Source organism: Micromonospora polyrhachis (assembly GCF_014203835.1).
In the GTDB taxonomy this organism is placed as follows: Bacteria; Actinomycetota; Actinomycetes; order Mycobacteriales; family Micromonosporaceae; genus Micromonospora_H; species Micromonospora_H polyrhachis.
Genome location: NZ_JACHJW010000001.1, coordinates 2,344,776 through 2,365,404, shown reverse-complemented (window position 1 = coordinate 2,365,404; position 20,629 = coordinate 2,344,776). Strand labels below are relative to the sequence as shown.

Genomic DNA, 20,629 nt, shown 5'->3' with positions numbered 1-20,629 from the left:
AGATCGGCGTCGGATTTCGACTGTTCCCGTGACGCGAACCTCTTGATCAACGAGGAGGGAGTGGTAGGGGGTGGTCGCGCGTACGGGGCCGACAGGGCAGGATGGTCGCCATGAGCGTGCCTGGAGAGGGGCTGGCGAAGGGGCTGGCGGTCACCCTCAAGACGATGACCCGCCGCTCGCACACCCAGCAGTACCCGGATGTCGCCCCTGAGCTGCCGCCCCGCTCGCGCGGGGTGATCGGTCTGCTGGCGGAGAACTGCACGGTCTGCATGCTGTGCGCCCGCGAGTGCCCCGACTGGTGTATCTACATCGATTCCCACAAGGAAGAGGTGGTGGTGCCGGGCGCGGCCCGCCCCCGCCAACGCAACGTGCTCGACCGCTTCGACATCGACTTCTCACTCTGCATGTACTGCGGCATCTGCGTCGAGGTCTGCCCGTTCGACGCGCTCTACTGGTCCCCCGAGTTCGAATACGCCGAGTACGACATCAAGGACCTGCTGCACGACAAGGACCACCTCGGGGAGTGGATGGCGACCGTACCGCCGCCGCCCGCGCACGACCGGCGGGGCGAGCCGGCGAAGGAGGAGACCGCCGCCGCGCGTAAGGCCGCCGGTCCGGCCGCAACCCCCCGCGCCGCCGGTCCCGGCCCGGCCGCCCGATCGGCCAGCACCCCCGGAGTACGACCACCGCGTCCTGCCCGACCCGGACCGCCGGCCGCGTCTGCCGCCCCACCAGTGGACTCTGCCGCCCCACCGGCCGCGTCAACCGAGCCATCGGCCCAGCCCGCCGAACCACCCGAGGCGTCCGGGGCGACAGAATGACCGGTGCGGACGTGCTCCTGTTAGCCCTCGGTGCGGTGGCGGTCGGTGCCGGCGCGCTGGTGGTGACCACGAAGCACTTGGTCCGCGCCGGCCTCTACCTGGTGGTCTGCCTGGGGGCGATGGCCGGGCTCTACCTGGTGCTCACCGCCGAACTGGTCGCCTGGGTGCAGGTGCTCATCTACGTGGGCGCGGTCGTCGTACTGCTGCTCTTCGCGGTGATGCTCACCCGAGCCCCGATCGGGGCCTCCACCGACCTGGACCGGCCCGGCTGGCCGGCCGCCCTGATCGGCGGGGGAGCCGGCCTCGGCCTGGCCGTACTGTTCGTCGACGCGTACCGCTGGTCCAAGGTGGAGCCGCCGACCGAGCCGGGCAGCGCCGAGCAGCTCGGCGGTGAGATCTTCAGCGCCTGGGTACTGCCGTTCGAGGTGCTCTCGGTCCTGCTGCTGGCCGCCCTGATCGGCGCGATCGTGCTGTCCCGTCCCGAGATCGGCCGCCGCCCATGAGACCGGTGATCCCGTACGTCGTGGCCGCGCTGCTGTTCGGGCTGGGCGTCTACGGCGTACTGCGGCGACGAAACGCCGTACTGCTGCTGATGTCCGTGGAGCTGATGCTCAACGCGGTCAACCTGATCCTGGTCACCGCCTCGGCAGCGCTTCCCCTGGCCGCCGCTGGCACGGGTGCCGCCCCGGCGGCCGCCCACACCGGGCAGGTGTTCGCCCTCTTCGTCATCGTCGTCGCCGCCGCCGAGGTGGGGGTCGGGCTGGCGATCGTGCTTCAGCTCTATCGGATGCGCGCCAGCGTGGCCGTGGACGAGGTGCCCCTCGACCGTCCGGGAATCCAGGATGGACCAGCCGGCGAGGCAGCGGTCGAGCCGGCCGAAACCGGCCCGGCGGTTGAGCCGGCCAATCCGACCGTGCAGGTGAGGACGCCGTGAGCGCCGTCGGCGTACTCGGGCCGCTGCTACCGGCCGTACCCTTCGCCGCCGCCCTCGGCGGGCTGATGCTGCCGGCCGCACCCCGCAGTCGGTCGGCCACCGGCGGAGGTGTGCGCCAACCCGGCGTACGCCGGACCGCCGCCGGCCTCGGCATCGGCGGCGCGGTGGTGGCCCTGGTCGTCTCGATCGCGCTGCTCGCCACCCTGGACGGGCCGACGGAGACCTCCACCGTCTGGATCGACTTCGGCGGGTTGGCCGTCACCTTCGGGGTCCGGCTCGACGCCGTCGCCGCCATGGTGGCGGTCGCCGTCTCCGCCGTGGCGCTCGCCGTCCAGGTCTATTCGATCTCCTACCTGTGCCGGGACGCGCCCGCCGGTCAGGGCGACGTCGACCACCGGTACGCCCCGTACGCCGCGCAGATCAGCCTCTTCACCGCCGCCATGCTGCTGGTGGTGGTGTCCGGCGACCTGATCATGCTGTTGGTCGGCTGGGAGGTGATGGGCATCTGCTCCTACCTCCTGATCGCCCACGACCGGCGACTGCCCGAGGCACCGGCCGCCGCGATGAAGGCGTTCCTGGTCACCCGGGTCGGCGACGTCGGTTTCCTGCTCGGCATCGCGGTGCTCGGCATCGAGGCGGGCAGCTTCCGGATCGCCGACGTGCTGGCCCACGACTACTCCAGAGGCACGCTGACCGTGGCCTGCCTGCTGCTGCTCGCCGGGGTGGCCGGCAAGAGCGCCCAGTTCCCGCTACACACCTGGCTGCCCGACGCGATGGCCGGCCCCACCCCGGTCTCGGCACTGATCCACGCCGCGACCATGGTGGCCGCCGGCATCTACGCGGTGACCCGGGTCTACCCGCTGTTCGAGCAGGCCCCGGTGGCGCTGACCGTGCTCGGCGTGATGGCGGTGGTCACCCTGCTGCTCGGCGCGTTCGCCGCCACCGCACAGGACGACATCAAACGGGTACTGGCCTGGTCCACGGTCTCCCAGATCGGCTACATGGCCGGCGCGCTGGCCGTCGGATCGCCGCCCGCCGCGCTGTTCCACCTGCTCAGCCACGCCGCGTTCAAGGCACTGCTCTTCCTCGCCGCCGGTTGTGTCATCCACGCCATCGGCAGCACCCTGATGTCCACCATGGGCGGCCTGCGGCGCACCATGCCGGTCACCTTCTGGTGCACCCTCATCGGCCTGGGCGCGCTGGCCGGCGTACCGCCGCTGGCCGGGTTCTGGAGCAAGGACGGCATCCTGGTCGTCGCCGAAGAGGCCGCCCGGCACGGCACCGGCCCCACGCCGGTCTGGCTCGCCTGGCTGGTGTGGCTCGCCGGACTGCTCGGCGTCGCGGTCACCGCCTGGTACGCCACCCGCCTGCTGCTACTCACCTTCTTCGGCGACACCCGCTCCCCGGCCGCCCACCCGCACGACCCGCCGCCGCTGATGCGCTGGCCGGTGCTGCTGCTTGCGGTGCCCAGCGCCCTGCTCGGGCTGGCCGTCTTCGTTCCGTCGTTCCGCTCCGGACTCCAGCTCGACGAGGTGCACCTCAACGGATTCCTACTGCTGCCGGTGGCATTGCTGCTGCTCGGGGCGGGACTGGCCGGATGGTGCTGGCGGCGGGATCCGACCGGCGACCCGGCCAGCACGCTGGGCCCGCTGCGGCCGGCGTTCGCCCGCGCCTTCTGGCTCGACGAGGTGCAGCACACCCTCGTCGTACGCCCAGTGCGGGCGCTGGCCCGCGCGGTGCGCTGGGGAGACGAGACGGTCGTGGACGGGGTGGTCGAGGGCACCGGCCGGGGCGCGGCGGGCCTGGGCGGCTGGCTCGGCTCGCTGCACCGGGCCGGGCTGCCTCGGGCGGCCACCGCCGTACTCGCCGGTGCGCTGCTGATCGGGCTGGCCGCCGTGGTGTTGGGCGGTGCCGGATGACGATCCTGGGCGGTGCCGGATGAGCCAGTCGACGGCATTGGTTCCACTGGCGGCGATGGGAGGTGGGGCCGGCGTGAGCTTCGGACAGGTGCTGCTGGTCGCCACGGTGGCGCTACCCGCCCTCGGGGCGGTGCTGGTCGCCGCCGTACCCCGGCGTAGTGACCGAGCGGCCCGGATCGTCGGGACCGCGTTCGCGGCGCTGGCGTTCCTGGTCAGCCTGTCGCTCTATCTCGACCGGGCCGGACCGGGCTGGGTCAGTTACGGGCCGGTGCGCCCCGGGCCACGACCGGTGCTGCCCTGGCACGAGGTCGACCTGACCTGGGTACCCGGTCTGGATCTGCGGTTCCACCTCGGCGTCGACGGGATCTCCTACCCGCTGGTCGTACTCACCGCGCTGCTGACCCTGCTCTGCTGCGCGTACACGCTGTGGCACGTGCCCAAGCCGGGGCGGGGCCGCATCCTGGTGGCGCTGCTGCTGGTCATCGAGGTCGGCATCCTCGGCACCTTCCTCGCCCTCGACCTGATCCTGTTCTTCCTCTTCTTCGAGGTCGTCCTGCTGCCCATGTACGCGGTCATCGCCGGCTGGGGCGGCGAGCGGCGACGGCACGCGGCCGGCAAGTTCGCCCTCTACACGCTCTTCGGCTCGGTGCTGCTCCTGGTCGGCGTCTTCGTCGTGGTCACCGCCGCCGGCACCGCCGACATCGTCGCGCTCACCGGCGGCAGCGAGTTGAGCCGAACCACCCAACTGGTGGCGTTCACCCTCTTCGCGCTGGCCTTCGCGGTGAAGAGTCCACTCTGGCCGCTGCACACTTGGCTGCCCGACGCGCACACCCAGGCCCCCACCGTCGGCAGCGTCATCCTCGCCGGGGTGCTGCTCAAGATGGGGACGTACGGCCTGATCCGGGTCGCCGTCGGGGTCACCCCGGAAGGGGTCCGCTGGGCGGCCAACGTGCTCGGCATCCTCGCCGTCGCCGCCATCATCGTCGGTTCCCTGGTCTGCCTGGCCCAGGTCGAGCTGAAACGACTCATCGCCTACTCCAGCGTCGGGCACATGGGATTCGTGCTGCTCGGCATCGCCACCCTCACCGCCACCGGGTTGGAAGCGGCACTGATCGGCAACATCGCGCACGGCGTCATCACCGGTCTGCTGTTCTTCCTCGCCGGGGCGGTCAAGGACCGGGCACACACCGGCGTCCTCGCCGACCTCGGTGGGCTGCGGGAGAACGCGCCCCGGCTGGCCGGGCTGCTCGCCTTCGCCGCGATCGCCTCACTCGGCCTGCCCGGCCTCGCCGGCTTCTGGGGCGAGGCGTTCGCCGTGGTCGCCGCGCTGAAGGTGGGCGGGCCGCTGTGGACCACCCTCGGCGTACTGGCCGCCGTCGGTGGGGCACTCACCGCCGCGTACCTGTTGCGCCTGCTCCGCCGGGTCACCCAGGGGCGCCCCACGCCAGCGGTCACCGGCCTCACTCCCGGGCTCGCCGGGGCCGAGTTGGCCGCCTGGGGGCCGCTGGTGCTGTTGGCGCTGGCTATCGGCCTGGTGCCCGGCCTGGTGCTCGGCATCGCCGGTGACCCGGTCCAGGCCCTCGTGGAGGCGGTGGTCCGATGATCCAGGCCAGTCCGATGACGCAGGCCGTGGACAACGTCGCGCTGCTGCCGGCGTACCTGGCCGCCGGCACAGCCGTACTGGTGCTCCTGGCCGACCTGCTGGTGGCCCGCCGGGGCGCGACGATCGCCACCGCCGCGACGGGCACGATCGCCACCGCCATCGCGGCGGTGCTCGTCGGTCGCGCCGGTACGCGTCAAACCTTCTGCGTCGCCGCCGACTGCTCCTACCTGGCCAACGGGCGCAGCGCGCTGGTGGCCACGGTATTCGCGCTGCTCACCCTCGGCGTCCTGGCACTGTCGGTGCCGATCCTGCGGACCGGTCCGACGCCAGCGGGGGAGTACTGCTTCCTGCTGGCCTGCTCGATGACCGGCGGCGTCGTGCTCGGCGGGGCCGGCGACCTGATCACCCTGATCGTGGCCCTGGAGACGCTGACCCTGCCGCTGTACGTGCTGGTCGGTCTGCGTCGCAACAGCGTGGCCAGTGCCGAGGCCGCCGCCACCTTCTTCATCGTCAGCGTGGTGGCGACCGCGGTGACCCTGCTCGGTGCGGCCCTGCTGTACGCGGTCACCGGCACGGTCCACCTGCGCCGCCTCGGTACGGTCTTCGCCGAGGTGCCCGACCTGCTGGACGTGCCACTGGCCACGGCCGCTGTGGCGCTGGTCGTACTCGGGTTGGCCTTCAAGGTGGCGGCGGTGCCGTTCCACGCCTGGGCACCGGCCACCTACGACGGGGCACCCGTGCCGGTGGCCGGATACCTGTCCACCGCCTCCAAGCTCGGTGGCGTGATCGCCCTGCTCGCGGTCACCGCCGTCGCCCTGCCGGCGCAGGTCACCGGTCCGGTGCTTGCGACGCTGGCCGTACTCACCATGACCGTCGGTAACCTGGTGGCGCTGCGTCAGCGCCGGATGGTCCGTCTGCTGGCCTGGTCGTCGGTGGCGCAGGCCGGCTACATCGTCGCCCCGCTGGGCGCATTGGCGCTGGCTGGTGGCCGGACCGACGAGGCGCTTTCCACGGCGGTCGCGGCGACCGTGGCCTACACCGTCTTCTACGTGGTGATGGAGTTTGCCGCCTTCGGCGCGATGGTCGCGCTGCGGCCGGTTGGTGCCGACGGTGGGACGATCGAGGACTACCGGGGGGCGGCGCGGCGGCACCCGTGGTTGGGGGCGGCCTTCGTACTGGCCCTGGTCGGGCTGGCCGGGCTGCCACCCGGGCTGGCCGGTCTCTTCGCCAAGGTGACGGTGGTGCGCTCGCTGCTCGACGGGCAGGCCGGGTGGCTGGCCGTGGTGGTCGCGCTCAACGCCGTGGTCGGGCTCGCCTACTACGTACGCGTCGCCGCGGTCCTCTACGTATCCCCGGCGGCTGCCGTTCTCTGCGCATCCCCGGCGGAAGCCGCCACCCCGTCGTCGTCATCCGTTGCGTCGTCCTCGCCCGGGTCAGCCGTGGCTGCCTCATCCCTACCCGAGTCATCCGCCGTTCGTCCCGCCTGGGCGGTTGTGGCAGCCCTCGCGGTCGCCACCCTCCTTGCGGTGGTTGTCGGCTTCGCTCCCCAACTCGTCCTCGACGCCGCCGCCTGGATGTAGGGAAGGTTCCCTTCCCAGGTAACTCTCAGTTACGTCTGGACTATGGGTGGGTACCGGGGTGTTGGACCGGTAGGCGGGTCCACGGACTCGCGCACCGAAGGAGTGATTCGTGCACAGCCACCATAATCGTCTCAAGACCGCCGCACTGCTCGGCCTGCTCACCGCGCTCATCCTTGGCGTTGGCTACTGGCTGGGTGGCAGCGGCGGATTGGTCATCGCCGTGGTCGTGTCGCTGGGAATGAACGCGGCCACCTACTTCTGGTCCGACAAGTTGGCCCTGCGCTCGATGCGGGCGCAACCGGTCAGCGAGGCGGAATTTCCCGCGCTCTACCAGATGGTGCGGGAACTCGCCGCCGAGGCGCAGCAGCCAATGCCGCGCCTCTACGTGAGTCCGACCGCGCAGCCCAACGCGTTCGCTACCGGACGTAACCCGAAGAACGCCGCGGTCTGCGTCACCCAGGGGATCACCCAGATCCTGGACTATCGCGAACTGCGCGGCGTGATCGGCCATGAGCTGTCGCACGTCTACAACCGGGACATCCTGATTTCCAGCGTGGCTGCGGGACTCGCTGGGATCATCACCATGCTGGCCAACCTGGCGTGGTTCCTGCCGCTGGGCGGCAACGACGAGGACTCGCCCAACCCGGCGGCGCTGCTGATGATGCTGATTCTCGGCCCGGCGGCCGCGACGATCATCCAGCTCGCGATCAGCCGTAACCGTGAGTACCAGGCGGACGCCTCCGGCGCCGATCTCACTCGCGATCCGATGGCCCTGGCCAGCGCGTTGCGCAAGATCCACGCCGGTACGCAGCGGATGCCGCTGCCGCCGGAGGGGCAGCTCGCCAGTACCGCCCACCTGATGATCGACAATCCGCTGAAGGGGAACGGTATCGCGTCGCTCTTCTCCACCCACCCACCCATGGAGGAGCGGGTCCGGCGGCTGGAGCAGATGGCCATGAACGCCGGCCCGGTGCAGTTCCTCCGCTGACTGTCGTACTGCTCGCGTGCTGGCGTCGTACTGCTCGCGTGCTGAGCCATACTGCTCGCGCTGACTTGTCGTACGACGAAAGGGTGCCGGATCCGCCTGACGGCGGACCGGCACCCTTTCCGCATCCGGACCGTTATCGCAAAAGTTCTAGAATGCGACTAATGCGCCGTAATGCGACGGGCTGAAGTGGGAGGGTGGTTCGTCGACTGAGCTAAGCCGGGGGTGAGCGGGAGGGGGCAGTTCTGGACAGGACTGGTTCAAGTGACAGCCGGGTTCACGTCGACTGACAGGCGGGTTCACGTCGACCGCCCGGTTCGGCCGATGTGAGCGCATCGGGGCGAGGAAGAGGGGGCGTGGTGTCGGAGGCCGCCGAGCGGTGTCGAAGCGCATGGCACGCGGTGCCATGGTTACTGCGGGTCGTCGCCCTCTACAGCCTCTGCCTGGTGGCCGTGGTTGCGGCCATGTACCTGCTCGGCCGACTGCTCACGGCAGTGACCGCGCTGTCGGTGGCGGTGGCCGGTGCTCTACTCCTCGCCGCGCTGCTCAACCCGGTGTGCCGGCTGCTCCGCAGGCTGCGTCTGCCCAGAAGCCTGGCCGCCCTGATCACCGTGCTCGCCTTCCTGGGGATCATCGCCGGCGTGGTGGTGCTAGTGGCCAGCCAGGTCGCTACCCAGTTCACCGATCTGGGCTCCACGCTGGCGAGCGGCCTACGGGAAATCCGACAGGTGATCATTGACGGGCCGCTACCAGTGAGCGGCAAACAGATCGACTCCCTCGCACAGGCGGTCCGGCAGTACGTGACGAGCGCCGACGTCGATCCGGCCGCAGCCGCCCAAAGCACCATCGCCGCGCTCGGCGGCGTCCTGCTCGCCATCGTCCTGCTCTTCTTCCTACTCAAGGACGGGGACAGGATGTGGCAGTGGTTCCTGCGGATCTTCCCCGACCGGCGACGGAATTCCGTCGCCGAGGCGGGACAGGTCGGTTGGGCGACGCTGAGCCGCTACATCGTCGGGCAGATGGTCGTTGCGGCGGTGGACGGCATCGGAGTCGGCATCGCCCTGCTGCTGATCGGGGTGCCGTTGGTCGGTCCGCTCGCCCTGCTGACCTTCGTCGGCGGCTTCATTCCCATCGTGGGTGCCACGGTCGCGGGTGCTGCGGCCGTGCTGGTGGCCCTGGTCGCCAACGGCCCCACCGAGGCGCTGCTCGTACTCATTGCAGTCATCGCCGTCCAACAACTCGAAGGGAACCTGCTGGAACCGCTCATCGTCGGCCGGGCATTACGCCTGCACCCGGCCCCGGTGCTGCTGGCGGTCACCGCCGGGACGCTGCTGGCGGGAATCATCGGCGCGGTTATCGCGGTGCCCATTCTGGCGGTCCTGTACCGGTCGGGGGCCGTGCTACTACGACACCGCGGCGGGACACAGTCCGCAGAACTGCCCGCCATGCCCTGAGGCGACGAAATTGTTCGACGCCACGCTCTGAGGTGGGGCGAGATCGTGCGACGCCATGGTCTGAGATAGGACGAGACCATGCGACGATGCGGCTCGACCTGCCGCTGTCACTGCTGTGAGACGCCGCACCACGGGTGCGAAACCTGTTCGCGCGCCAGCCGTCCGACGTTAGGGTCGGCAGGTCTTCCACCCATTACCGTCCCAAGGGGGCGCCTTCGTGGCCGCGCTTCGTCAGTACCTGGGAGTTTGGCGCATCCCCGGTGCGCCCATGCTGCTGATCACCGGCATTATCGCCCGGCTCGGCATCGGCATGACCCCGCTGGCCCTGCTGCTGGTCGTCGAGAAAGTCACCGGACGATACTCGCTCGCCGCCGTAGCCGGAGGCATATACGCGCTGGCGGGTGCCGTACTGAGCCCTATCGCCGGACGGATCGCCGACCGGGTCGGGCCCACTCCCGTACTCCTGGTCACGGCGGTGGCACATCCGTTCGCGCTGGTCGGACTACTGCTCGCCAGCCGCGCAGGAGCGGACAACATCTCGATCATCTACGTCGCCTCGGGGATCGCCGGTGCGACGTACCCGCCGCTGACCGCCGCGATCCGAGGCGCCTGGAACGACCTCACCGACCCCAAGACCGGACGGTACGCCCTGCGCAACGCGGCGCTGGCCGCCGAGACCTCGCTCTTCGAAGTGGTCTTCGTACTCGGCCCGCTGCTGGTGGCAGTCTTCGTCCTGGTTGCCGATGCGGCAGCCGCCCTACTCGGGGCCGCCGTGGTGACCCTGGTCGGCACGATAGCCGTCGCCCTTGGCCAGACGATGCGAGGCTGGCGGCCACACCCGACCCACGACCAGGCCCGGGGGCTCGGCCCGCTCCGGGTGGAGGGCTTCAAGGCCCTGCTGCTCTGCGTTGCCGGCCTCGGCGTCGCATTCGGGGCGGCCGGGGTGACCGTTCCGGCGTACGCCAAGGCGTACAACGGAGGTGGCGACGCGGAAAGCCTCGCCGGCATCCTGCTCGCCATCTGGGGTACGGGCAGCGCAGTCGGGGGCCTCTGGTTCGGTACCCGTAAACCGGCGGCGAACATGGCCCGCCAGTTCGCCTGGTTCCTCGGCTCGGTAGCCGTCAGCTTCGCGGTCTTCGCCGCGATGCCGCATCCGATCGCGCTGGGCTTCGCCCTCGTCCTCGGTGGCGCGGCCATCGCTCCGGCGCTGACCCTGGAGAACATGATGGTCGGGCGGATCGCGCCGGTCAGCATGCTGAACGAGGCGTACACCTGGGTCGTCACCATGGCGGTAGGGGCGAGCGCGGCCGGAGGATCGGTGGCAGGCCTGATCGTGGATCATGCCGGCGGCGTATCGTGGGCGTTCCTCTTCGCCGGCGCGTCCGTCGCCGTGGCCGCTGTGGTGGCGGCGTTGCCGACCGGTTCGATCTCCCGCGCGGAGAAGAGAGCAGCCGTACGGATGGAGCAGGTGCTCGCCACCGAGGCGGCGTAGCGCTCATGTGTTACTGCCCGCCGCGGGAAGGGTGGCTGCCGCTCGGCGTGCAGTCACGCTTCCCGCGGCGGGCGGAAGCGCTGTTAGCGGTAGTTGGTGAACTGTAGGGCGACCCCGAAGTCAGCACCCTTGAGCAGGGCGATGACCGCCTGGAGGTCGTCCTTCTTCTTGCCCGTGACGCGAAGCTGGTCGCCCTGGATCTGGGCCTGTACGCCCTTCGGCCCCTCATCACGGATCTTCTTGCTGATTGCCTTGGCCTTCTCCGAGTCGATGCCCTGGATTACCTTGCAGTCGATCTTGTAACCCTTGCCCGAGGGGCGCGGGTCGCCGGACTCCAGCGACTTCAGCGAGATGTTCCGCTTGACCACCTTCTCCTTGAAGACCTCCAGAGCGGCCTTGGCTCGGTCCTCCGTCTCGGCCTGGAGACTGATCGCTTCCTCGCCCGACCAGGAGATCTGAGCCCCAGTGCCCCGGAAGTCGAAGCGCGTGGAGAGCTCCTTCTCCGTCTGACGGAGGGCGTTGTCGACCTCCTGCCGGTCGACCTTGCTGACGATGTCGAACGACGGGTTGGCTGCCATGATCATGCTCCTGCTGTGTGGCGATATGAAGATTTTCCGGACCGCCGGGCGGCGGCACATCCTGCCGACCGTACCCGCTTGCGCAGGTGCCCGGTGCAACCGCTATTCTTGCTTCCGCTGCCGCAGATGCGGTGGCAAGCCCAGGCGGGTTGCCCGAGCGGCCAATGGGAGCGGACTGTAAATCCGTCGCGAAAGCTACAGAGGTTCGAATCCTCTACCCGCCACCAGGTGCACAAACAGCCCCTGACCAGCGTGAAGCCGGTCAGGGGCTGATCTTGTTTCGTCCCCCTGAATCCAGCCGAGTCCGGTCGTCTACGGCTCGCTGTGGGCGATAGTGGGAATTTCGGCGATCAGCAGGCATGCATCAGGCACAGGGGATAGATGGGAAGTCCAGCGGATCTTGGGGGGCGTGTCCAAGACCATGCATGAGGACGCGACGAGAGTGAGCATCCCTGACTCGGCTGCTGGGTAGACCGCGTGAAGGTTGGGGCGGGGCAGATGGTGGCCGCTCAGCGGGCCGCGATCGAAGGTTCGCTCGGATGATCTCAGTTGTGCGACCGGTCGTGACAGCGCTGGGCGGCCTCGGCGAATCCTGGTTCGACGCTGTCGCCCAGGAGACGAGCGGCGTTCGCCATGTGAGCCCAGAAGACCTGCGGGTTCTCTGGCGTGCCGCTACTCCACAGAGCTTCGACTGAGAGGAAAGCTTGCCGCAGTCCCCCTGCGGTCAGCCGTCTATAGACGTTGTGAGCCAAACCGCTCGGGGCCGGGCCAGCGGCCCTGAGCGCTTCCTGAAGCGCTTCCGTGATCTCAGTACCAGCTTCGTCCCACTCGACCCGGTGATCGAAGTAGCCCGCGACCTCCAGGACCTCCCCGATGATGTTCTCTTCACCGAGCGAGACCTCTTCGAAAAGCTCGCTGTACTCCAACAATCGCTGATGGGCCTCGCTGAGGCTGGTGCCGCCTGCCACGCAGACCGCCACCGCGGTCAAGCGCAGGTCGCCTCCGGTCGTGGCGACGCGTACGTAGGCGAGAGCCGGGGTGTCACCCGCATGCAGCCGGCCAGTGGCAGCTGAGATGAGGCTCTCAAGTTCGGGCGTGTTCTCCACGGGGTGGAGCCTGCCTCCTTCAGGCACCTGGAGCCAGGGAGTGCCGGGACTTCGGGTGGGAGTTGTGGGCAGTGGCAGATGGTGGGTGGCTGACTGAGCAGGCTTGTTGAGACAGTGGGAAATGGCAGGTCAGCACGACACCGGTGAATCCGGCCGGGTCCGGTTGTCTGCGACTCGCTGTGTAGAGATGGTGGGCAGGTCGATCCAGGTACCCCGGAGGCCGGTTCGTTTCGTTGCCGATCCGATCCGATCCGATCCGGCAGGCAGGCAGGGCCAGCCTCCGCTCGCCGGAACCGCCGTCGTACGAGCGCCGCCCGACAAAACCAGAGGTGCAAGCCCGGCAGCGTACGAAGCGGTGTGGTCGGCGTACGTTGTGACGCCATGCGGATCATCAAGTACACCCACGCATGCGTACGATTTGAGCAGGATGGCCGGGTGCTTGTCATCGATCCCGGGATCTGGAGCGAGCCAGCCGCCCTGATCGGCGCGGATGCGGTGCTGGTGACTCACGAGCACGCTGACCACATCGACGTTCTCCGCCTGCTCGGTCTCGGCGTGCCCGTCTACGCTCCCGTCGAGGCAGACCTTCCGCAGTTGGAGGTCATCGGGGTGCCAGCGGGGGAGGAGTTCGCTGCTGCTGGCTTTCGTGTAGCAGCGGTCGGCGGTCGGCATGCGCCGATTTATGGTGGCCAACCGGACTGTGCGAACCTCGGCTATATCGTCGATGGGACGACCTACCATCCGGGCGATGCGCTGTACGTACCCGAGCAGCCGGTCGAGACGCTCCTGGTACCAGTTCAAGCGTCGTGGCTGAAGATGGCGGAGGCGATCGACTTCGTCAAGGCGGTCAACCCGAGCCGGGCGTTCGCGATACACGACGCGCAGATCAACGACCGGGGGCTCAGTAGCGTCAACGGCTGGCTCGCGGAGGAGACCGACAACGGTTATCGGTATCTGGTGCCCGGCGAGTCCGCCTGAGCTGGCAGCCAGCACGGCCTCGGGTTGGCCCAACGACTCTGCGCCGTTCGATCGTCGGTGCCTGCCGAGGCGACCAGGGCTGGAGATCATCCGAGACGGCGGACCTGTGACGGGCGGGCACTTATCCGAGACAGCGGACCTGTGACGGGCGGGCAATCGTCCAGCGGTGATGGAAATACTTGCCATCTGGAAAACTTCTGGCTCCCGGTCGATTGAGGGTCGGGCGTGCCAGATGACGCTGGGCCGGGAGCCGTACGGGGCGAGACGCTGATCTTGGTTGGAATGTCGGCCCCACCGCCTAAGCTCTGCTGGCGGCCAGACATGCGGGGCATTGCGTAGATATCGTCGCTCGTGGACGAGGCGAGAGGCGCTCGCGAACGCGGTGAATATAGGGATATGCACCGATTAAGGGATTAGGTAAGCAATGGGGGATTCGACGGTAAACTGTGGACAGTAGGATTCGAGGTGGTAAGCATGATTTGCTATAATCGTCGGATTGTGCGGTCTGGGTAGCCAGATGGGTATCCGTCAGCGTCCATAGTTGCTTACAGCATCGGAAGTCGACGCAATTCCAGCGATTGAACTTGGCCGGCGAGGGGCCTCCAGTGCCTGCTGTCGCTTTGCTGCCTCCGTCGACTGTGGCACCATCATGGAACCTCTACCACCTCTTCGCCAACTGGACGGGAGCAGCAGATGCCTGCATGGAGGCTAAGTCGACGCTTCGGCTCTGCCATGGCGCTCGTAGCGCTCGTGGGCGGCCTCTTCGCCGTCAGCTACGGTTTCAGCGGTGCTGATGGTCAGGGTGCTGGCCAGCAACTCGCAGTAGCCAGTGGTGCGGACTCCGGCGGAAACCTGACCACCGACGGATTCGACTGGACCTAGGATTCCGCGCCTCTGACGGGATGGGCGGCCAACCCATGGGAGCGGCATGGCCAAGCGTCAGCCACCACGACGACCTTCTGAAGTTTCTTGGTTGATTACTGGCCCGCTGGCCATGCTGGCGGTTGTCTGGTCGGTGGTTCTTGCCCTGGTCGGGGGCGACGCTGAGCCATTCGGCCCATGGGTGGCCGTCCTTTTTCTTGGGCTCTTCGTCCTTGTAGAGTTTCCCGTTCTGCACATCATCATCCGGCGGCAGGGCTTCACCATCACGATCAACGAGATTCCGTTGATCCTCGCGATGTTCTACCTGCCGCCGTTGACCGTCGTGCTCATCTGCACGGTCGGCTCATTGATCACCCAGGTGCGCCGCCGGTTGCCCGCCGCCAAGCTGTGGTTCAACGTCGCCAAGACGGCCGCGGCGACATCGCTGGCCTGCCTCGTCCTGGTAGCGATGCCAGCAATCGAGGATGTGGGACCCGGCACCTGGGCCACGCTTCTGCTCGTCGTCGGCACCAACACCCTGGTAACCCTGGTGGCCGTCGCCGGCGTCATCACGATCATGCAGGGGCCGCAGGCGGGTGGCGAGGTGATCCGTAGCGCCGGGTCCGGCCTGCTCATCGCTGCCGCGAACGCGTCGGTGGGGCTGGTGATCCTGATCTGCCTGGAATCAACCGGGTGGTCAGCATTGCTACTGCTGACCCTCGCTGGCGCCCTGATGCTCATCTACCGGTCGTACGCCCGATTCTTCCGGCAGCACAACACGCTCGCCGACATGTACGAGCTGACCCGGGCGATGACCGAGAGCGGCCAGAACGGCACACTGGCCGATTCGATGCTCGGTCGGATCCGGGCCCTGATGCAGGCCGAGTACGCCACCCTCTGGCTGCCGGCCCAGGGCCGCCACCCGGAGGTGCTGCTCACCGCCCGGGTCGACGATCCGGGGTTGCTCGACTTCGCTCGGACGCCAGCGAGAGCCCGGGAGAAGGCTCGGGAGGAACGGCGGACGGTCGCCGTCGGCCGGTTCCTCGATGGTGACGAGGAGCTACGGAGTGCGTTACGACAAAGTGACGTGAAGGACGTCATCGTCGCCCCGTTGCGGTCCGGCCAGGCGGTGATCGGTTCTCTGGAGGTGGTCAACCGGCTCGGTGACATCGGCCACTTCAAGCCGGGTGACGTGCCGATCGTCGAGACGATCGCCGCACACGCGGCGGTCGCGCTGGAGAACTCCCGGCTTGTCGACCGACTGCGCTACGACGCCTATCACGACGGGTTGACGAACCTCCCCAACCGCCGACGGATCAGCGCCGCCCTGGAGGAGGCGGTTCGGGTACGCGCACCGGGCGAGATGGTGGCCGTCCTGCTCTTCGACGTCGACGCGCTCCGCCAGGTCAACGAGTCGCTGGGGCACGCGGCCGGCGACAAGGTGCTCGTCGAGGTGGCGAACCGGCTACGCGCCAGCGCCCCATCCGGCTCCCTCGTGGGCCGGGTGGGGAGTGACGAGTTCGTGGTGACCCTGCGGGTGGAGAGTGTCGAGGTCGCGATGACGCTCGCCGGCGAGCTACGGGAACAGATCCGCGACCAGATGGTCTTCGACGCCCTGACCCTCGACGTCGACACGGCGGTGGGGGTCGCCGTACACCCGGACCACGGTAGTGACCCGGCGATCCTGCTCCAGCGGGTCGACCTGGCCGCCACCGCGGCCAAGTCGACCCCGGGCAGCATCCAACTGTTCAACCCGGCCCTGGAATCGCGGTCGATGCGCCGGCTCGGCCTGGCCGGTGACCTGACCCGGGCTCTGGACCGAGGCGAGCTGGAGGTCTACTTCCAACCCAAGGTCACCCTCGGCGACCGGCGGCTGGTCGGGGTGGAGTGTCTGGCCCGCTGGGAGCACCCGGCGCACGGCGCGGTTGCCCCGGAGGACTTCGTCGCGGTCGCCGAGCACACCGGCCAGCTCGGCCGGCTGACCGAGGCGGTGCTCCGCGAGGGGCTACGCCGCAGCCGGGACTGGATGGTCGCCGACCAGCCGCTGGCCGTGGCGGTCAACCTTTCCGCCCGGACCCTCACCGACCAGCATTTCCCAAATCGGGTACGGGAGCTGCTGGAGGAGTACGACGTCCCGCCCGACCGGCTCACCTTCGAGATCACCGAGACCGGGGTGCTCGACGGCACCAACCGGCCGATGCCCACCCTGCGCCGGTTGCGGGACATCGGGGTACGGCTCTCCGTGGACGACTTCGGCACCGGCCACTCGTCCCTGTCCCACCTGCGCCGATTGCCGGTGCACGAGATCAAGGTCGACCGTTCCTTCGTGCAGGGGATGGCGACCGATCCGGGGGACCTGGCGATCGTCAACGCGGTGGTTACGTTGGCCCAGCAGTTCGGGCTGACCGTGGTGGCCGAGGGGGTGGAGAGCGAGTTGACGCTCGAGCTGCTCCAGGACATCGGATGTCAGATCGGGCAGGGCTTCCTGTTCAGCCGTCCGCTGTCGTACGAGCGGTTGGAGGCATGGCTCGGCGCGCAACTGGAGCCGGAGTCGCTGCTGAACGGCGACGTACGCCGGTTGCGGGCGGTGCCCTGATCGGGAGCCGGAGTCCCTGGTCGAAGACCTGTGCGGGATCTGATTTCACCTCTGGCGGGGTGCCGTGTACTCTTACCTCTGCGCGGCCTCCGGGAGATCGCGCAAGCCCCCTTAGCTCAGTCGGCAGAGCGTCTCCATGGTAAGGAGAAGGTCTACGGTTCGATTCCGTAAGGGGGCTCTGCGGGTTCAGCTGGACCCCACCTGCGGCGGTGTAGCTCAGATGGCAGAGCAAACGGCTCATAATCGTTGTGTCGCCGGTTCAAGTCCGGCCACCGCTACTCTCGACCGCCGGGCAGATCCCGGGGCTGGAGTGACGGGCGTCGCAAGACGCCCACTTTGCGTGTCCGTGTGACTAGCGTCTACGCTGATGCGTTGTAGCTGATCCGTTAGCGAGGAAGGCCCTCCGCCGTGGCCAAGGCGACCGATGTCCGTCCAAAGATCACTTTGGCGTGTGTGGAGTGCAAGGAGCGCAACTACATCACGCGTAAGAACCGCCGGAACGACCCGGACCGCATTGAGCTGAAGAAGTTCTGCCCCCGGGATGGCAAGCACACCCTGCACCGCGAGACCCGCTGATCTCAGCCGGCAGCACAGCCGGGGCAGGCTCCCGAACTGCAAAGATCGCCGATTCGGTACGGACACCACGTCCACCACCGAATCGGCGATCTTGCGTTGCGTGTAGGTTCGCGACATGCCCTTGGACCCGTCCTTCATCGGCCGGAGCTATCCGCCGACCGCCCCCTATCAGGTGGGGCGGGAAAAGATCCGCGAGTTCGCCACCGCGATCGGTGCTACCGATCCCGCCCACCACGATCCGACGGCCGCCCAGGCGTTAGGGCACCGCGACGTGGTGGCCCCGCCCACGTTTCCCGTCGTGCTGACCATGGCCGCCAGCCAGCAGATCATCGATGATCCAGCGCTCGGCCTGGACTACAGCCGGGTGGTACACGGTGATCAGCGGTTCGCCTACACCCGCCCGGTCGTGGCCGGCGACGAACTGGTCTGTGTCAACACGGTGGAGGACATCACCTCACGCGGTGGCCACGGCTTCCTGACCACCCGGACCGAGGTCGCGACGGTCGCCGGCGAGCCGGTGGTCACCGCTTGGTCCAAGCTCGTCGTACGCGGGGAGGAGTGACCATGGAACTGCCGGTCAAGACGTTCCGGGTCACCCGGGCCGACCTGGTCCGCTACGCGGGCGCCTCGGGCGACTTCAACCCGATCCACTGGAGCGACCGGACCGCCACGCGCGTCGGCCTGCCTGGCGTGATCGCACACGGCATGTTCACCATGGCGCTGGTGGGCAGGGCGGTTACCGAGTGGGCCGGTGCCCCGGACGCGGTCGTCGAGTACGGCGTCCGGTTCACCCGTCCGGTGGTCGTGCCGGACGACGACCAGGGTGCCGAGATCGAGGTGCGGGCGACGGTCCGCTCAACGACCGGGGAGGGCCTGGTCCAGCTCGACCTCACCGCGACCTGCGGTGGCGAGAAGGTGCTGGCGCAGGCGCGGGCGACGATCCGGCAACCGGTGTGAGGAACGGGCCGGCTCGGGCCCGGTGACCGCTGTGACGGGTGAGGCCGGAAGCACGTCGAAGGTCGTTACGGACGCGCGGTGGCCGTACCGGTTGGGAAAGTAGTGCCTCTACCCGTACACTGGTCCGCCGTGGGGCAACTGACCCCTGCTCACGCGTCGCGTGATGCAGTGGTCGGCTCTCCGCACAGGGGTGTAGCTCAATTGGCAGAGCAGCGGTCTCCAAAACCGCAGGCTGCAGGTTCAAGTCCTGTCACCCCTGCGCCTTAGGCCTGACCGGTCCCGAGGGTCGGAGTTCGGCCGGCCCGTTCCGGGATGGTGAGACCAGCGCAGCGCGCGCGTCCACCGATGCGTGCATCAACCACCGGCGACGGAGGGCGAAGTGGCCGAGAGCAACCGGCGCGGCGAGGACGCCGCGGACGACCGCCTTGACGACGAGGCGATCGATGACGCCATCGACGACGACGCCATCGACGACGACGCCATCGAAGAGGACGCCAAGGAGCCGGTTTCGCGCGGCGGTACCGCCACCCGTTCCCGTACCAAGGCCGATTCGGCCGACAGTCGGTCCAAGGCCAAGTCGGAGACCGACCGAGTCGGAATCTTCGGTCGGATGGGGCGGTTCGTCCGCGAGGTAGTGGGCGAGCTGCGTAAGGTCATTTGGCCGACCCGCAAGGAATTGCTGACCTACACCGCTGTGGTGGTCACCTTCGTCGCCGTGATGCTGGCGATCGTGGCTGGACTGGACTTCGCATTCGCGAAGGGTGTGCTGTGGGTCTTCGGCTGACGAGCTGACCCAGCTGATAGTGACGGAAGTGAGCGAGCGTGCCTGAGTACGACGAGACCGCCGAACACGCGGACGAGCAGTCCGCGGTGGCGACGGCGGCGAGTGACGAGTCGGTCGAGGCCGCCAGCGAACCGGATGCCGCAACCGCTGAGCCGGACGAGACCTTCGACCCGGTCGCCGAGCTGCGCCAGAAGCTGCGCTACGCGCCGGGTGACTGGTTCGTGGTGCACTCGTACGCCGGTTACGAGAACAAGGTGAAGACCAACCTTGAGACTCGGATCACCAGCCTCGACATGGAAGAGTTCATCTACCAGGTCGAGGTGCCGACCCGGGAAGAGGTCGAGGTCAAGAACGGCAAGCGCTCCCAGGTGCAGGCGAAGGTCTTCCCGGGCTACATCCTGGTCCGGATGGAGCTGACGCCGGAGTCCTACTCCTGCGTGCGTAACACGCCGGGCGTCACCGGGTTCGTCGGTGCCACCGACCGGGCGGACCGCCCGGCGCCGCTGTCGCTGGACGAGGTTCTCAAGTGGCTGGCCCCGGCGGTGGAGACCGCTGAACAGAAGAAGGCGAAGCCGGAGATCAAGGTTCTCGACTTCGAGGTCGGCGACTCGGTCACGGTCACCGATGGTGCCTTCGCCTCGCTGCCCGCCACGATCAGCGAGATCAACGCCGACCAGCAGAAGCTGAAGGTGCTGGTGTCGATCTTTGGTCGGGAGACGCCGGTTGAGCTGAACTTCAACCAGGTTGCCCGGATCTGACCACCGGAGCACTGGCCGGATCTGATCACCGGAGCGCTTGGCGGAGACCTCGGCGCATTCGCCGGGGCTGGCCTGCGCTAGCCTAGAACGTCGCCCGGTGGGTCGCGCTGACCGTGCGTGCCCTGCGAGCGAGTCAGGTGCTCATTCACCAGTTCAAGCCCAGGAAGAGACATGCCTCCCAAGAAGAAGAAGCTCGTCAAGACGTTCACGCTTCAGTTGCCGGCCGGTCAGGCCACTCCGGCCCCGCCGGTCGGTCCCGCGCTCGGTCAGCACGGCGTGAACATCATGGAGTTCTGCAAGTCGTACAACGCGCAGACCGAGTCGCAGCGTGGTGACATCGTCCCCGCTGAGATCAGCGTGTACGAGGACCGGACCTTCACCTTCGTGCTGAAGACCCCGCCGGCCGCTCGGCTGCTGATCAAGGCTGCTGGCGTGCAGAAGGGCTCCGGCGTGCCGCAGGCCGAGAAGGTCGGCTCGGTGACCCGCGCCCAGTTGCGCGAGATCGCCGAGAAGAAGATGGCTGACCTCAACGCCAACGACGTGGAGCAGGCCGAGAAGATCATCGCCGGCACCGCCCGGTCGATGGGCATCACGGTCAAGGAATAACGTCCCCGAGCACGACCAAGATCAAAATCGTGGGAGGGTAC

The 20,629-nt window shown here is 68.3% G+C and carries 20 protein-coding genes and 4 tRNA genes; 22 read left to right on the top strand and 2 right to left on the bottom strand.

All coding sequences use genetic code 11. The features are described 5' to 3' along the window. The first annotated feature begins 101 nt into the window (after positions 1 to 101). The 9 genes from FHR38_RS09935 (at position 102) to FHR38_RS09895 (ending at position 10,788) form a co-directional block, all read left to right on the top strand. Positions 102 to 821, top strand: a complete 720-nt coding sequence (locus tag FHR38_RS09935) for a NuoI/complex I 23 kDa subunit family protein (RefSeq protein ID WP_376771396.1) — start codon at positions 102 to 104, stop codon at positions 819 to 821. Continuing rightward, the gene (locus tag FHR38_RS09930) at positions 818 to 1,324 is read left to right on the top strand and encodes an NADH-quinone oxidoreductase subunit J family protein (RefSeq protein ID WP_184534393.1); all 507 of its coding nucleotides are present in this window, start codon (positions 818 to 820) and stop codon (positions 1,322 to 1,324) included. Before FHR38_RS09935 ends, FHR38_RS09930 begins: the two co-directional genes overlap by 4 nt. Continuing rightward, a complete protein-coding gene (gene nuoK, locus FHR38_RS09925) occupies positions 1,321 to 1,755 on the top strand; it encodes an NADH-quinone oxidoreductase subunit NuoK (RefSeq protein WP_184534392.1) in 435 nt (144 codons plus the stop codon). The genes FHR38_RS09930 and nuoK overlap by 4 nt, the downstream gene beginning before the upstream one ends. After that, positions 1,752 to 3,674: an NADH-quinone oxidoreductase subunit 5 family protein gene (locus FHR38_RS09920; RefSeq protein ID WP_184534391.1), complete on the top strand. Its 1,923-nt coding sequence runs from the start codon at positions 1,752 to 1,754 to the stop codon at positions 3,672 to 3,674. Before nuoK ends, FHR38_RS09920 begins: the two co-directional genes overlap by 4 nt. A 73-nt stretch (positions 3,675 to 3,747) precedes the next feature. Beyond that, complete coding sequence (locus tag FHR38_RS09915; RefSeq protein WP_376771395.1) at positions 3,748 to 5,277, top strand: complex I subunit 4 family protein; 1,530 nt, start codon at positions 3,748 to 3,750, stop codon at positions 5,275 to 5,277. Beyond that, positions 5,274 to 6,857 carry an NADH-quinone oxidoreductase subunit N gene (locus FHR38_RS09910; protein WP_246446403.1) on the top strand — a complete coding sequence of 528 codons (1,584 nt, stop codon included), beginning with the start codon at positions 5,274 to 5,276 and terminating at the stop codon, positions 6,855 to 6,857. Before FHR38_RS09915 ends, FHR38_RS09910 begins: the two co-directional genes overlap by 4 nt. Before the next feature lie 109 nt (positions 6,858 to 6,966). After that, positions 6,967 to 7,845: a zinc metalloprotease HtpX gene (gene htpX, locus FHR38_RS09905; RefSeq protein WP_184534390.1), complete on the top strand. Its 879-nt coding sequence runs from the start codon at positions 6,967 to 6,969 to the stop codon at positions 7,843 to 7,845. A gap of 353 nt (positions 7,846 to 8,198) precedes the next feature. Continuing rightward, positions 8,199 to 9,296 carry an AI-2E family transporter gene (locus FHR38_RS09900; protein WP_184534389.1) on the top strand — a complete coding sequence of 366 codons (1,098 nt, stop codon included), beginning with the start codon at positions 8,199 to 8,201 and terminating at the stop codon, positions 9,294 to 9,296. Positions 9,297 to 9,513: 217 nt separating this feature from the next. Continuing rightward, a complete protein-coding gene (locus FHR38_RS09895) occupies positions 9,514 to 10,788 on the top strand; it encodes an MFS transporter (protein WP_184534388.1) in 1,275 nt (424 codons plus the stop codon). Between the two features lie 83 nt (positions 10,789 to 10,871). On the opposite strand, the gene FHR38_RS09890 is transcribed toward FHR38_RS09895, so the two are convergent. Continuing rightward, the gene (locus FHR38_RS09890) at positions 10,872 to 11,366 is read right to left on the bottom strand and encodes a YajQ family cyclic di-GMP-binding protein (RefSeq protein ID WP_184534387.1); all 495 of its coding nucleotides are present in this window, start codon (positions 11,364 to 11,366) and stop codon (positions 10,872 to 10,874) included. Positions 11,367 to 11,509: 143 nt separating this feature from the next. On the opposite strand from FHR38_RS09890, the gene FHR38_RS09885 reads away from it, so the two are divergent. Then, positions 11,510 to 11,593 (top strand) — tRNA-Tyr (locus FHR38_RS09885). A 318-nt stretch (positions 11,594 to 11,911) separates the two neighbouring features. Here the strand turns inward: FHR38_RS09885 and FHR38_RS09880 are convergent. Continuing rightward, positions 11,912 to 12,472, bottom strand: a complete 561-nt coding sequence (locus FHR38_RS09880; RefSeq protein ID WP_184534386.1) for a hypothetical protein — start codon at positions 12,470 to 12,472, stop codon at positions 11,912 to 11,914. A gap of 381 nt (positions 12,473 to 12,853) precedes the next feature. On the opposite strand from FHR38_RS09880, the gene FHR38_RS09875 reads away from it, so the two are divergent. From FHR38_RS09875 to rplK, 12 genes are all read left to right on the top strand, one after another. Then, positions 12,854 to 13,450: an MBL fold metallo-hydrolase gene (locus tag FHR38_RS09875; RefSeq protein WP_184534385.1), complete on the top strand. Its 597-nt coding sequence runs from the start codon at positions 12,854 to 12,856 to the stop codon at positions 13,448 to 13,450. Positions 13,451 to 14,182: 732 nt separating this feature from the next. After that, positions 14,183 to 14,332 carry a hypothetical protein gene (locus FHR38_RS09870; RefSeq protein ID WP_184534384.1) on the top strand — a complete coding sequence of 50 codons (150 nt, stop codon included), beginning with the start codon at positions 14,183 to 14,185 and terminating at the stop codon, positions 14,330 to 14,332. Positions 14,333 to 14,378: 46 nt separating this feature from the next. After that, positions 14,379 to 16,907, top strand: coding sequence for a putative bifunctional diguanylate cyclase/phosphodiesterase (locus tag FHR38_RS09865; RefSeq protein ID WP_184534383.1), 2,529 nt, complete (start codon positions 14,379 to 14,381; stop codon positions 16,905 to 16,907). Between the two features lie 105 nt (positions 16,908 to 17,012). Next, positions 17,013 to 17,085 (top strand) — tRNA-Thr (locus FHR38_RS09860). Between the two features lie 27 nt (positions 17,086 to 17,112). Continuing rightward, positions 17,113 to 17,185, top strand: a tRNA-Met gene (locus tag FHR38_RS09855). A gap of 130 nt (positions 17,186 to 17,315) precedes the next feature. Beyond that, positions 17,316 to 17,483 carry a 50S ribosomal protein L33 gene (gene rpmG, locus FHR38_RS09850; RefSeq protein WP_046567246.1) on the top strand — a complete coding sequence of 56 codons (168 nt, stop codon included), beginning with the start codon at positions 17,316 to 17,318 and terminating at the stop codon, positions 17,481 to 17,483. 115 nt (positions 17,484 to 17,598) lie between these two features. Next, complete coding sequence (locus tag FHR38_RS09845) at positions 17,599 to 18,045, top strand: MaoC family dehydratase N-terminal domain-containing protein (protein WP_184534382.1); 447 nt, start codon at positions 17,599 to 17,601, stop codon at positions 18,043 to 18,045. A gap of 2 nt (positions 18,046 to 18,047) precedes the next feature. Then, on the top strand, positions 18,048 to 18,440 hold the full coding sequence (locus FHR38_RS09840) for a MaoC family dehydratase (protein WP_184534381.1): 393 nt from the start codon (positions 18,048 to 18,050) through the stop codon (positions 18,438 to 18,440). A 186-nt stretch (positions 18,441 to 18,626) separates the two neighbouring features. Then, positions 18,627 to 18,699 (top strand) — tRNA-Trp (locus FHR38_RS09835). A 120-nt stretch (positions 18,700 to 18,819) separates the two neighbouring features. After that, a complete protein-coding gene (gene secE, locus FHR38_RS09830; RefSeq protein ID WP_184534380.1) occupies positions 18,820 to 19,224 on the top strand; it encodes a preprotein translocase subunit SecE in 405 nt (134 codons plus the stop codon). A gap of 38 nt (positions 19,225 to 19,262) precedes the next feature. Beyond that, positions 19,263 to 19,982 (top strand): transcription termination/antitermination protein NusG, encoded by a 720-nt coding sequence (gene nusG / locus FHR38_RS09825; RefSeq protein ID WP_184534379.1) that lies wholly within the window; start codon positions 19,263 to 19,265, stop codon positions 19,980 to 19,982. 171 nt (positions 19,983 to 20,153) lie between these two features. Beyond that, positions 20,154 to 20,588, top strand: a complete 435-nt coding sequence (gene rplK / locus FHR38_RS09820) for a 50S ribosomal protein L11 (protein WP_184534378.1) — start codon at positions 20,154 to 20,156, stop codon at positions 20,586 to 20,588. The last annotated feature ends 41 nt before the right edge of the window (positions 20,589 to 20,629 follow it).

Bases quoted from the DNA above. Each gene is read 5' to 3' on its own strand.
- FHR38_RS09935 (WP_376771396.1), top strand. From the start codon at position 102: ATGGTCGCCATGAGCGTGCCTGGAGAGGGGCTGGCGAAGGGGCTGGCG.
- FHR38_RS09930 (WP_184534393.1), top strand. From the start codon at position 818: ATGACCGGTGCGGACGTGCTCCTGTTAGCCCTCGGTGCGGTGGCGGTC.
- nuoK (WP_184534392.1), top strand. From the start codon at position 1,321: ATGAGACCGGTGATCCCGTACGTCGTGGCCGCGCTGCTGTTCGGGCTG.
- FHR38_RS09910 (WP_246446403.1), top strand. From the start codon at position 5,274: ATGATCCAGGCCAGTCCGATGACGCAGGCCGTGGACAACGTCGCGCTG.
- FHR38_RS09890 (WP_184534387.1), bottom strand. From the start codon at position 11,366: ATGGCAGCCAACCCGTCGTTCGACATCGTCAGCAAGGTCGACCGGCAG.
- FHR38_RS09875 (WP_184534385.1), top strand. From the start codon at position 12,854: ATGCGGATCATCAAGTACACCCACGCATGCGTACGATTTGAGCAGGAT.
- FHR38_RS09870 (WP_184534384.1), top strand. From the start codon at position 14,183: ATGGCGCTCGTAGCGCTCGTGGGCGGCCTCTTCGCCGTCAGCTACGGT.
- FHR38_RS09865 (WP_184534383.1), top strand. From the start codon at position 14,379: ATGGCCAAGCGTCAGCCACCACGACGACCTTCTGAAGTTTCTTGGTTG.
- FHR38_RS09845 (WP_184534382.1), top strand. From the start codon at position 17,599: ATGCCCTTGGACCCGTCCTTCATCGGCCGGAGCTATCCGCCGACCGCC.
- FHR38_RS09840 (WP_184534381.1), top strand. From the start codon at position 18,048: ATGGAACTGCCGGTCAAGACGTTCCGGGTCACCCGGGCCGACCTGGTC.
- rplK (WP_184534378.1), top strand. From the start codon at position 20,154: ATGCCTCCCAAGAAGAAGAAGCTCGTCAAGACGTTCACGCTTCAGTTG.